This is a genomic window from Halomonas sp. DP5N14-9, assembly GCF_019802175.1.
Taxonomy (GTDB): Bacteria; Pseudomonadota; Gammaproteobacteria; order Pseudomonadales; family Halomonadaceae; genus Halomonas; species Halomonas litopenaei.
In genome coordinates, this window is the sequence record NZ_JAHVHR010000024.1 from 38,067 (window position 1) to 49,620 (window position 11,554).

Annotated in this window: 7 protein-coding genes; 4 read left to right on the plus strand and 3 right to left on the minus strand. The window is 65.6% G+C overall.

Annotated elements, in window-relative coordinates:
• Positions 1 to 19: 19 nt before the first annotated feature.
• Positions 20 to 3,133, minus strand: a complete 3,114-nt coding sequence (locus KUW00_RS13155; protein WP_222569267.1) for an efflux RND transporter permease subunit — start codon at positions 3,131 to 3,133, stop codon at positions 20 to 22.
• A complete protein-coding gene (locus KUW00_RS13160; RefSeq protein ID WP_222569268.1) occupies positions 3,133 to 4,257 on the minus strand; it encodes an efflux RND transporter periplasmic adaptor subunit in 1,125 nt (374 codons plus the stop codon). Before KUW00_RS13160 ends, KUW00_RS13155 begins: the two co-directional genes overlap by 1 nt.
• Positions 4,258 to 4,692: 435 nt before the next feature.
• On the opposite strand from KUW00_RS13160, the gene KUW00_RS13165 reads away from it, so the two are divergent.
• A complete protein-coding gene (locus tag KUW00_RS13165) occupies positions 4,693 to 5,868 on the plus strand; it encodes an NAD(P)/FAD-dependent oxidoreductase (RefSeq protein WP_222516917.1) in 1,176 nt (391 codons plus the stop codon).
• Between the two features lie 19 nt (positions 5,869 to 5,887).
• Here KUW00_RS13165 and KUW00_RS13170 read toward each other — a convergent pair whose 3' ends face one another.
• Positions 5,888 to 6,790, minus strand: a complete 903-nt coding sequence (locus KUW00_RS13170) for a LysR family transcriptional regulator (protein WP_222569269.1) — start codon at positions 6,788 to 6,790, stop codon at positions 5,888 to 5,890.
• A 124-nt stretch (positions 6,791 to 6,914) separates the two neighbouring features.
• Between KUW00_RS13170 and KUW00_RS13175 the strand changes: the two genes are divergently transcribed.
• The 3 genes from KUW00_RS13175 to KUW00_RS13185 all read left to right on the plus strand — a co-directional run bounded on the left by KUW00_RS13175 (position 6,915) and on the right by KUW00_RS13185 (position 11,427).
• Entirely contained in the window at positions 6,915 to 7,979 is a 1,065-nt protein-coding gene (locus KUW00_RS13175) for a tartrate dehydrogenase (protein ID WP_222569270.1), read from the plus strand.
• Positions 7,980 to 8,165: 186 nt separating this feature from the next.
• The gene (locus tag KUW00_RS13180; RefSeq protein WP_222569271.1) at positions 8,166 to 9,143 is read left to right on the plus strand and encodes a TAXI family TRAP transporter solute-binding subunit; all 978 of its coding nucleotides are present in this window, start codon (positions 8,166 to 8,168) and stop codon (positions 9,141 to 9,143) included.
• A gap of 97 nt (positions 9,144 to 9,240) precedes the next feature.
• Entirely contained in the window at positions 9,241 to 11,427 is a 2,187-nt protein-coding gene (locus tag KUW00_RS13185; RefSeq protein WP_045993314.1) for a TRAP transporter permease, read from the plus strand.
• Positions 11,428 to 11,554: the final 127 nt, after the last annotated feature.

Genomic DNA, 11,554 nt, shown 5'->3' on the forward strand with positions numbered 1-11,554 from the left:
TGGTTTCCAGGACAACGGTTCAGTGGGCGTCCGGCGACTGTTCCATCTCTCGCTCCAGCTTGCGCGCCACGTCGCCGGGCGAGCCGGTGCGCCGTGCCATCAGATCGTAGGCCACTGGTACTACGAACAGCGTAAAGAAGGTGGCGGCGGCGACGCCGGTGAAGATCACGGTGCCGATGACGATGCGCGTCTCGGCGCCGGCGCCGCTGGACAGGATCAAGGGCACGCTGCCGGCGATGGTGGTGACCGAGGTCATCACGATGGGACGCAGGCGGGTCATGGCTGCACGCATCAGCGCCTCGCGGAACTCGGTGCCTTCGTCCCTGAGCTGGTTGGCGAACTCGACGATCAGAATGCCGTTCTTGGCGGCGAGCCCCACCAGCATGACCAGGCCCACCTGGCTATAGATATTCAGCGACTGACCGGTCAGCCACAGGCCGAGCAGGGCCCCGCCGATGGCCAGGGGCACCGTCAGCATGATCACCAGCGGATGGACGAAGCTCTCGAACTGGGCCGCCAGCACCAGGAAGACCACCAGGGTGCCGAGTACCAGCAGGAAGGTGGTGGCGCCGGTGGACTCGCGATAGTCCCGGGCCGCGCCCTTGACGTCGGTCTGCACGCCCGCCGGCAGCACCTCACTGACGGCGTTCTCGAGGTAGTCCAGCGCTTCGCCCATGGAGTAGCCGTCGGCCAGATCGGCCTGCAGGGTGATCGCGCGCAGGCGGTTGTAGCGGTTGAGCTGGCTGGGCCCGGCGAAGGCCTCGACGGTGACCAGGCTAGACAGCGGGATCAGCTCACCGGTGCGGTCCGAGCGCACCCGCACGTTGTCCAGGGAACTCGGCGTGGGGGTGGAGCCGCGCTCGCCTTCGAGGATGACGTCGTATTCTTCGCCCTGGTCGGTGAAGCGGGTCACGGTGCGGCCACCCAGCAGTGTCTCCAGGGTGCGGCCGATCTCGCTGACGGTGACGCCGAGATCCGCGGCGCGGGTGTAGTCGATATTGACGTTGAGCTGGGGCTGGTTTTCCTCGTAGTCGCTCTCGAGGTTCAACAGTCTCGGATTGGTCTGGCGAATATGGTCCATCAGGGCGTCGCGCCAGGTCACCAGCTGCTCGTAGCTGCCCCCGCCAAGCACGAACTGTACGCCCTGTTCGGTGCCGCCGCCGAAGCCCTGGCGCATCACCGGGAAGGCGCGGATGCCGGGCAGGTCGGCCAGTGACTGGCGCACCTCGTTCATGATCGGCCAGGCGGGTCGACGCTCGGCCCAGTCCGACAGGCCGACGATGGCGAAACCGGAGTTGAAGTTCTCGGTGTTGCCGCGCCCCTGGGGAGCGATGATCAGCACCCGTTCGACCTCGCCGGTCTCGCGCAGGGGCAGCAGCCGTGCCTCGACCTCGTCCATGTAGTCCTCCATATAGGAGAAGGTGGCGCCGGGCGGGCCGCTGATGATGACGAAGAAGGTGCCGCGGTCTTCCCGCGGGGTGTACTCGGCCGGCAGTTGAGGATACAGCCAGGCGATCCCGGCCAGCATCGCCACAAAGCAGGCTACCACCAGCCAGCGCGCCTTGAGCACGACCTCCAGGCAAGCCCGGTAGACGCCCTGGGCCCAGTTCAGCCCTTCGTCGACCCAGTGGGCCAGGCGCCCCTCGTGAAGGCTTGGCGACAGGATCTTGGAGGCCATCATCGGGGTCAGGGTCAGCGCCAGCAGGGTGGAGATGGCCACCGCCGCCGACAGGGTCAGGGCAAACTCGGTGAACAGCTTGCCGACGTCGCCCTGAATAAAGCTCAGGGGCACGAACACCGCGATCAGCACAAGGCTGGTGGCGATGACCGCAAAGGCCAGCTGGCGGGCGCCGCGGAAGGCCGCCACCAGCGGTGTCTCGCCATACAGATGCATGCGTCGATGGATGTTCTCCAGCACCACGATGGCGTCGTCCACCACCAGGCCGATGGCCAGCACCAGCGCCAGCAGGGTCAGCAGGTTGATGGTGAAGCCCATGGCCGCCAGGGCGGCGAAGGTGCCGATCAGGGTGACCGGTACGGTGACCGCCGGCACCAGGGTGGTGCGCAGGTTACCGAGGAACACGAAGATTGCCACCACCACCAGGCCGATGGCGATCAACAGGGTGCTGACCACCTCGCGGATGGCGCCGGAGACGAAGGTGGAGGCGTCGTAGTTGAGTGACAGGCTCATGCCGTCCGGCAGGCGAGGGGACAGCCGTTGCATTTCGGCGCGCACCGCCTTGGACAGCGCCATGACGTTGGCGGTGGACTGCTTGACCATGCCAAGGCCCACCACCGTCTGGCCGTTGCCGCGAAACAGCGAGCGCTCCTCCACGGTGCCGAGTTCCACCCGGGCCACGTCGGCCAGCCGCACCAGATAGCCGCCTTCGCCGCGATCGAGCACCAGGGCGCGGAAGTCCTCGGGGGTCGAGAAGCTTCGTGGCAGGCGCACCATGAACTGGCGATCCTGTGACTCCACCGCACCGCCGGGCAGCTCGACGTTTTCAGCCCGGAGCGCGGACTCCACGTCGCTGACGGTCAGCCCGCGGGCGGCCAGGGCGTCATTGTCGAGCCACACCCGCATGGCGTATTCCTTGGCGCCGCCGACGAACACCCCGGAAACGCCTTCCTGCACCGAGAAGCTGTCCACCAGGTAGCGCTCGGCGTAGTCGGTCAGCTCCGCCGTGGTATAGCCCTCGCCGGACAGCATCAGCCACATCACCACCTCGGAGCTGGTGTCCTCCTTGCGCACCTCCGGCGGGTCGGCTTCGTCCGGCAGATTGTCGGCGGCGCCGGAAATACGGTCGCGCATGTCATTGGCGGCGGCGTCGATGTCGGTGGACAGGCTGAACTCGACGTTGATATTGGAGCTGCCGTCGGTGGAGGTGGAGGAGATCACCTCGATGCCGGCGATGCCGGCGATGCGCTCTTCCAGTACCTGGGTGATACGGGTCTCGACCACGTCGGCGGACGCCCCGGGGTAAGCGGTGCGGATGCTGACGATGGGCGGATCGATGGTCGGGTATTCCTGCAGCGGCAGACGGGTCAGCGCCAGCAGGCCGAAGGCGACGATCAGGGCGGCGAGGACGGTGGCCAGCACCGGGCGCTGGACGGAAACGTCGGACAGGCGCATCAGGTGTCGTCTCCCTGGCGCTGCTCGAGCAGGATGTCGCTGACGCTGGTGGTCTCGTCCTCGATGCCGATCAGCGTGATCCGGGAGGCTTCATGCAGGCGGTCATTGCCGTGGGTGACCACCAGCTCGCCGGCCTCGAGTCCCTTGACGACTTCCACGTCGCCCTCGCGCCGGGAGCCCACCTCGATATCCCGGCGGACCACCTCACCGGCCTCGGTCGACGTCGGCTCGCGGGTGGTCAGTACCCACACCCGCTGGCGCTGGCCTTCCGGGACCAGCGCGGACTCGGGAATCACCAGCGCCTGACGGGGGCTTCTGGCGATGGTCACCCGCATCAGCATGCCGGGACGCAGCAGCCTCTCTTCGTTGTCGAGCAGGGCGCGTACCGAGATGCTGCGGCTGATCGGGTCGATGCGCGAGTCGATGGTGGCGATCTCGCCCTCGAACACCCGGTCCGGGTAGGCCGCGGTGGTGGCGGTAAGCGTGAGCCCCCGCGACAGCGAACCGAGCTGCACCTCCGGCACGTCGAAGTCGAGCTTCATGTGGGAGACGTCGTCCAGGGTGGTCAGCTCGGTGCCCGGGGTGACCAGGGTGCCGACGCTGATATCGCGCACCCCGACCACGCCGTCGAAGGGTGCCTTGACCCGGTAGTTCTCGAGCATCGCCTCGAGCCCGGCGATGGTGGCGTCCACCTGCTGAAGCTGGGCACGGCTGTCCTCGACGTCGGCGCGGGGCGCCAGATTGCGGCTTTCGAGCTGAGCGAAGCGATTGACCGCGTTCTGTCGCTCGGTGCGCAGTGCCTGGGCCTCGCGCAGGGCGGCGCGTTCCTCGATGTCGGACAGCTCCACCAGCACATCGCCTTGGCTGACCTCTTCGCCGCCCTCGAAGTTGAGCGCCGAGACGGTGTCGGTCACCGTGGCCGACAGGGTCACGCTCTCGTTGGCCGATAGCGTCCCCAGCGACTCCAGCGGATCGGACCAGGCCTCCTGGGTCACCTCGGCGGCGATCACCGGGGTGGGGGGAGGCCCCAGGGTGCCGGCACCGCGCTGCTGCGCCAGGCTGGGCGACACCACACCCGCCAGCACCGGGGCCAACACCAGAGCCAGGGCCAGGCGAACCCCCATCCTCCCTGGTCTCGACGTGCGATGCGATAGGGTCCTGGGGCAACGAACTGACGGCATGGCAAGCTTCCTGCGTTGGGCATTCTACGGTGGACGGCGCTCGAGGCGTGGCCGACGCACAGCGTAAACGATCGGATACGATGGTCGTACACAAGTGTCCGAGGATAGCGACAGCATGCCTGAGACATGGCCTCGCTGGCTTGAGCAAGGTGCGGGTTGCACAATCTTTTCGCAAGTCGTTCGCCGAGTAACAACAGGCCGTTGCATGCCACGGTGTTTCAGGGCGAATCGAGTGGACGGCTCTGCTAGTATGGCGGGCTTTTGTTGCGCCAAGGGTTTCGGCAGCGCGCTTGCACATGGCGACAAGCCCAGGGTGAGGCGCGGCCGACGAGGGCGCCAGGGCGTGATGCGAACAACGGGCGGTGAGGGGAATGATCCATGAAGGTTGACGTGGTAGTGATTGGTGCCGGAGCCGCCGGTCTGATGTGTGCGCTGACGGCGGGCTACGCCGGACGCTCGGTGCTGGTGATCGATCACGCCAACAAGCCGGGCAAGAAGATCCTGATGTCCGGCGGCGGGCGCTGCAACTTCACCAATATGGCGACGACCCCGGCCAACTTCTTCTCCGCCAATCCCCACTTCTGCATCTCGGCGCTCAAGCGCTATCGCCCCGAGCACTTCGTCGAGCTGGTCGAACGCCACGGCCTCGAGTACGTCGAGAAGGCGCCGGGACAGTTGTTCTGCGCCGACTCCGCCAAGGACCTGCTCCAGGTGCTGCTGACCGAGTGCGATTGGGCCGGCGTCGAGCTACGCCTGAAGACCAGTGTCGAGCGCATCGAACGCCAGGGCGAGGGCATGCGCCTGGCCACTTCCGCCGGGCGCATCGATGCCGGCGCGGTGGTCGTCGCCACCGGTGGGCTGTCGATCCCCAGCATGGGCGCCACCGGCTTTGGCTACGATATCGCCCGTCAGTTCGGCCTGGAGGTCACCGATACCCGGGCGGCGCTGGTGCCCTTTACCCTGACTTCGCAGTGGAAGGAGCGGGCGGCGGCGCTTGCCGGGGTGTCCACCGACGTCGTCGCCCGCTGTCGCGGGGGCGAGTATCGTGAACCCTTGCTGTTTACCCACCGTGGGCTGTCCGGTCCCGCCATGCTGCAGATCTCCAGCTACTGGCAGCCCGGCGACGACCTCGAGATCGACCTGATGCCCGGCAAGGACGCCTTCGAGGCGCTGTGTCAGGCCCGCCGCGATACCCCCAAGCGTCGCCTGTCCACCTGGCTGTCCGAGCACTACCCCAAGCGCCTGGCGCAGTCCCTGGTGGAGTGGCAAGGCGATGACGGCGTACTCGCCGAGCGCTCCAACGCAAGCCTTGCGGCCTGGGCGGACTTCCTCAACCGCTTTCGCATCAAGCCCTCCGGCACCGAAGGCTGGCGCACCGCCGAGGTGACCATGGGCGGCGTCTGCGTCGACGCCATCTCGTCGAAGACCTTCGAAGTCCAGGGCCTGCCCCAGCTTCGCTTTATCGGCGAGGTGCTCGATGTCACCGGCGAACTCGGCGGCTACAACTTCCAGTGGGCCTGGGCGTCGGCCGTGGCCTGCGGCCAGTCGGTGTAGACGCTTCGTCCCCCCCTGCCTACTCGTGCGACGGCAAGGCCTTCATCTCGCTGACCAGGTGGTCGATAAAGCGGCGGATGCGGATCGGCAGGTGATCGGCGTAGGGGTAGACCGCGTAAATGTCGGCGTTGGGTAGCTGGTAGTCCGGCAGCACCCGTACCAGGCGTCCCTGCTCCAGATGTTCGTGCACGTCCCACTCGGCGCGCACGGCGATGCCGTGGCCGCGAATGGCCCAGGTCAGCACGCTCTCGCCGTCGTTGGCCGACAGGTTGCCACGGACCTTGACCTGATGGTGACGCTCTCCCCGGGTGAAGCGCCAGTTGCCGTAGGTGTCCTCGTTCTGTCTGAGCACGATGCAGTTGTGTTCGCTCAATGCTTCCGGGGTGCCGGGATGCCCGTGTTTCTTCAGATATTCGGGTGATGCACAAAGCAGACGTCGGTGGGAGGCGATCTTTCTGGCATGCAGTCCCGAGTCGGGAAGGGTGCCGAATCGGATACCGATATCGAAGGCATTTGCCACCAGATTAAGCGGGTGATCCGAGAGGTGAAGCTGACAGTCGATATCGGGGAATTGTTCGACGAAAGATGCGACGAAAGGAGCAATATGACGTCGACCGAATCCGAAGGGGGCGTTGATTCTTATCTGTCCCGAGGCTTCGTCGGCGTTCACCTTTAGTGCATGGTGAAGCGCTTCCATGTCGGCCAGCATTCGCTTCGCGTAGCGCAACATGACGACCCCGTCCGGGGTCAGACTCATGGCTCTCGGGGTGCGGTAAAAAAGCTGGGTGTCCAGGGATTTTTCCAGATTTGCCAAGCGCTTGCTGGCAGCAGCCGGGGTGATGTCGAGATCCTTTGCGGTGCGCGACAGGCTGCCCGCTTCACACAGGATGATAAAGAATTCGAGGTCGGCAAGCGATTTCATGGTTAACCCAGGCGTCATGGTAGCTTCAACCGCCAGTCTATTGCCGCCAATTGTCCCTGTCACCTAGCCTTCGTGAACCCGGCAAGACCTCCGGTTTACAGAATCTTCAGTGAGGTGACAGCAGATGAGAACGCATAAGGTGGCGGTGATTCCCGGTGACGGTATCGGCCTTGAGGTCATCGAGGCAGGCAAGCAGGTCATCGAGGCGCTGGCCAAGAAGAGCGGCGACTTCAGCTTCGAATTCGAAGACTTCGACTGGAGCTCGAAGCGCTATCTGGAACAGGGCGAGTACATCCCCGAGGGTGGCCTTGCGAAGCTCGCGAAGTTCGACGCCATCTACTTTGGCGCCGTGGGCAGCCAGGACGTGCCCGACCACGTGTCGCTGTGGGATCTGCGCCTGGCCATCTGCCAGGGCTTCGATCAGTACGCCAATGTGCGCCCCGCTCGGGTGCTGCCGGGTGTGAAGAGTCGTCTCGAGGGCGCCGACAAGATCGACTGGGTGATCATCCGCGAGAACAGCGAGGGTGAGTACTCAGGCAACGGCGGGCGCGTGCACCAGGGGCTGCCCGACGAGATCGGCACCGAGCTTTCCATCTTCTCGCGCAAGGGCATCGAGCGGATCCATCGCTTTGCCTTCGAGATGGCCCAGAGCCGCCTGCGCAAGAAGCTGACCCTGGTGACCAAGTCCAATGCCCAGCGTCACGGCATGGTGCTGTGGGACGAGGTGTTCTTCGAGGTGGCCAAGGACTTCCCCGAGGTCGAGATCGATCGTGAGCTGGTCGATGCGGTGACCACCCGCATGGTGCTCAAGCCCGAGACCCTGGATGTGGTGGTCGCCACCAACCTGCACGCCGACATCCTCTCGGATCTTGCGGCAGCGCTTTCCGGCAGCCTGGGTATTGCGCCTACCGCCAACCTCAACCCCGAGCGCAGCTTCCCCTCCATGTTCGAGCCGATCCATGGCTCTGCCTTCGATATCGCGGGCCAGGGGATCGCCAATCCAGTGGGTTCGTTCTGGACCGCGGCGATGATGCTCGAATACCTCGGCGAGAATACCGCCGCCGAGCGCCTGATGGCAGCCATCGAGCGCCTGACCGAGTCCGGCATGCAGACCAAGGACCTGGGCGGCGACGCCATGACCCGCGACGTGACGGCTGCCATCTGCGCCGACATCGAGGCCCAGGGCTGAGCCTGAGCCCCCGTCGTTTCCTGCCCCTGCGGGCAGGAGGCGATGACCTTGTCCCCGTCGGATGGCATCGATGCCGAAACACCGACGCGGGATTCGGGGAGGCTCGGCTTCCGCGCAGAGACTCCCCGCTCCACGAGCCCATCGAGAGGCTTGGCAGTAACAATCACAACGCCAAGGAGCAACGCCATGAAATCCCAAACCCTTCTTTTCAGTGCAGTGATCGCCGCGGTGGCGGCGAGTCCGAGCATGGCCGCCGACGACCAGAGTGACTGGCCCCAGAGTGTCACCATCGGCACCGGTAGCCAGGGCGCTACCTACTACATCTACGGCAGCGGCTGGGGCAACCTGGTCGGTGAGCGCACCGGCATCTCGTTCGGCGCCGAGGTTACCGGTGGCCCGGTACAGAACGTCACCATGGTGCAGATGGGCGAGCACGAGTTCGGCATGGTCACCATGGGACCGGCCTACCAGGCCTGGCAGGGCAACAGCCAGCTGGCTCCGGGGGTCGAGCACACCGACGTGCGCGCGGTCTTCCCGATGTACCAGACGGCGCTGCAGGTGATCGCGCTCGAGGACTCGGGCATCGACTCCATCGATGACCTCGACGGCAAGACCGTCGGTATCGGGCCGGCCGGTGGTACCGGTGATCTGTATTTCCCGCAGATCTTCGACAAGCTCGGGATCGAGGCAGATACCCGCAACGGCGGCGCTGCCGACCAGGCCGGTCAGGTCCAGGATGGCTTGCTCGATGCGTTCGCCTTCGCCTCGGGGATTCCGGTATCGGCGTTCAGTCAGCTGGAAGCCCAGGCCGACGTCAACATCTTCTCGTTCTCGCCGGAGGAGAGTGAGCAGTTCCTCGAGGACTTCCCAGCACTCAGCGCCTCGTCGATCCCGGCCAGCGCCTATCAGTCGCTGGACGAGCCGACACCGGCGGTGTCGATCTGGAACTTCGCCATCACCCACAAGGACATGCCGGAGGGACTGGTCTACGAGGTCACCAAGGCCGTGATGGAAGAGCATGAGCGCATGCTCAAGGTCCATGGCTCGGCCAAGGAGACGCTGCCGGAAAACTTCTCCCAGAACAGCTTCATGCCTTGGCATCCGGGCGCCGTGCGCTGGTTCGAGGAGAACGGCTACGACATCCCGGACGATCTGGAAGGCTGAAGTGCTATGGCGCCGGCCGTCTGAGACGGTCGGCCCTTGAAGCTCGTGAGCCGGGGTCCGACAGGGCCTCGGCCCTCGTGACCTGAGGTACAGCGAGATGACAACGACAAGACAACCGGAGCCCGCCGACGAGGTGGCTCCGCTTCAGACGGTGGTGGCGGATGGCGCCGACGAGCTGCCCCGTGCCCACAACGAGCGCGTCCTCGGCGGGCTGGTCGGCAGGACAGTGATGCTCGGCTGCGTGCTGTTTACCGCGATGCACCTCTACGCGCTGAATATCGCGCCGATCGAGACCTGGACCTTTCGCATTCTGCACATCGCCGGTGGACTGATGGTCGGCTTCGCCATCACCGCAGCGATGTCGGTGGACCCTGAAGGCGGGGCCGGCAAGGGCTCAAGGCCAGCAGGACTCGAACGTCTCGCTGCGCTGATCACGGCACTCGCCAGTGGCTACGCGGGTGCCTGCGCGCTGGCCCTGTGGGGGCTGAGCGAAGGCCCCGGTGTGGCGGTGACCAACTGGCTGCCGCTGCATCTGGCGGTGGCGCTGGCGATCGCCAGCGTGGCGGGGGTGGTATCGAGCTGGTGCTTTCCCAGTCGTGGTGATCGCATTCACTGGCCGGATCTGGCGCTGATGGTATCGGCGCTGGTGGTGGCGGCCTTCCTGATCTTCGTACTGGGACGCTGGCGCATGGCGGCGGGCACTCCGCTGGTGGGCACGCCTGAACTGCTGGTCTCGGCCAGTGGGGTGCTGTTGATCATGGAGCTGACCCGGCGTATCGCCGGTCTGGCGCTGATCGCCATCACCAGTGTCTTCCTGCTCTATGCCTTTGCCGGGCCCTACCTGCCGGGCATCCTCGAACATGACGGCTACACGGCCAAGCGCTTCTTCACCTACCTGTACACCGACAGCGGGGTGCTGGGGCCGACCACCGCGGTGTCGTCCACCTACATTATCCTATTCATCACCTTCGCCGCCTTTCTGCAGGCCTCCAAGGTCGGGGACTACTTCGTCAACTTCGCCTTCGCCGTGGCCGGGCGTTCGCGCGGTGGTCCGGCCAAGGTGGCGGTATTCGCCTCGGGGCTGATGGGCATGATCAACGGCACCTCGGCGGGCAATGTGGTGGCCACCGGCTCGCTGACCATCCCGTTGATGAAGCGGGTGGGCTACCATCCGCTCAGCGCGGGCGGCATCGAAGCGGCAGCCTCCACCGGTGGCCAGATCGTGCCACCGATCATGGGCGCCGGCGCCTTTATCATGGCCGAGATCACCGGCATCCCCTATACCGAGATCGCCTTCGCCGCGCTGATTCCGGCGGCGCTGTACTTCCTCGCCATCTATCTGATGGTGGACCTGGAAGCCCGACGCGACGGCATGCAGGGTCTGCCCAAGGACCAGTTGCCGCTGGTCACCGAGATGCTCAAGCGGGTCTATCTGTTCCTGCCGATCATCATCCTGATCACCACCCTGTTCATGGGCTATTCGGTGATCCGTGCCGGTACCCTGGCGATGGCCAGCGCCGCCGTGGTGTCCTGGCTGACGCCGCACTGGATGGGGCCCAAGGCCTTGCTGCGGGCGCTGGAACTGGGGGCCCGAATGTCGGTGCCCTTGATCGCAGTGTGCGCCTGTGCCGGCATCATCGTCGGCGTGATCTCGCTGACCGGCGTCGGTGCGCGCTTTGCCTCCATGCTGCTGGGGCTGGCCGACACCAGCCACTTCCTGGCGCTGTTCTTCGCCATGTGCATCTCGATTCTGCTTGGCATGGGCATGCCGACCACGGCGGCCTACGCGGTGGCGGCGTCGGTGGTGGCGCCGGGGCTTCAGCAGATCGGTATCTCGCCGCTGGTGTCACACTTCTTCGTGTTCTACTACGCGGTTCTGTCCGCGATCACGCCACCAGTGGCGCTGGCCGGCTACGCGGCGGCGGCGATCTCCAACACCAATGCGCTGAAGACCGCGGCCACTTCGTTCAAGTTCGGCCTGGCGGCGTTCATCGTGCCCTTCATGTTCTTCTACAGCCCCGAGCTTCTGATGCAGGGGACCTGGTGGGCGATCCTGAGGGTGGCGATCACCGCCGGTATCGGCATCTATCTGCTGGCGGCGGCGCTTCAGGGCTATTTCCTGGCGGCTCCGGCGAATCTGCTCCAGCGTGTGGTGCTTGGGGCAGCCGCCCTGGCGATGATCTCCGGTGGCCTCGTCACCGACTTGATCGGCCTGGGACTGGGCGCGGCGATCTGGGGCGTGCAACGCTGGCGCCACAAGAGCGCCGGTACGCTGCCCTCCTGAGGAGCGCAAGGCAGCAAAGCCAGGACGCCGCGGTACCTGGCGTCCTGGACCTGAGCGCAAGCCCAGGTGGTAAATCGCGGGGGAGGCGGCCTACGGGCCGCCTCTTTTTGTGCTACTACCGTTTGCA

Bases quoted from the DNA above. Each gene is read 5' to 3' on its own strand.
- KUW00_RS13165 (WP_222516917.1), top strand. From the start codon at position 4,693: ATGAAGGTTGACGTGGTAGTGATTGGTGCCGGAGCCGCCGGTCTGATG.
- KUW00_RS13175 (WP_222569270.1), top strand. From the start codon at position 6,915: ATGAGAACGCATAAGGTGGCGGTGATTCCCGGTGACGGTATCGGCCTT.
- KUW00_RS13160 (WP_222569268.1), bottom strand. From the start codon at position 4,257: ATGGGGGTTCGCCTGGCCCTGGCTCTGGTGTTGGCCCCGGTGCTGGCG.
- KUW00_RS13170 (WP_222569269.1), bottom strand. From the start codon at position 6,790: ATGAAATCGCTTGCCGACCTCGAATTCTTTATCATCCTGTGTGAAGCG.
- KUW00_RS13155 (WP_222569267.1), bottom strand. From the start codon at position 3,133: ATGCGCCTGTCCGACGTTTCCGTCCAGCGCCCGGTGCTGGCCACCGTC.
- KUW00_RS13185 (WP_045993314.1), top strand. From the start codon at position 9,241: ATGACAACGACAAGACAACCGGAGCCCGCCGACGAGGTGGCTCCGCTT.
- KUW00_RS13180 (WP_222569271.1), top strand. From the start codon at position 8,166: ATGAAATCCCAAACCCTTCTTTTCAGTGCAGTGATCGCCGCGGTGGCG.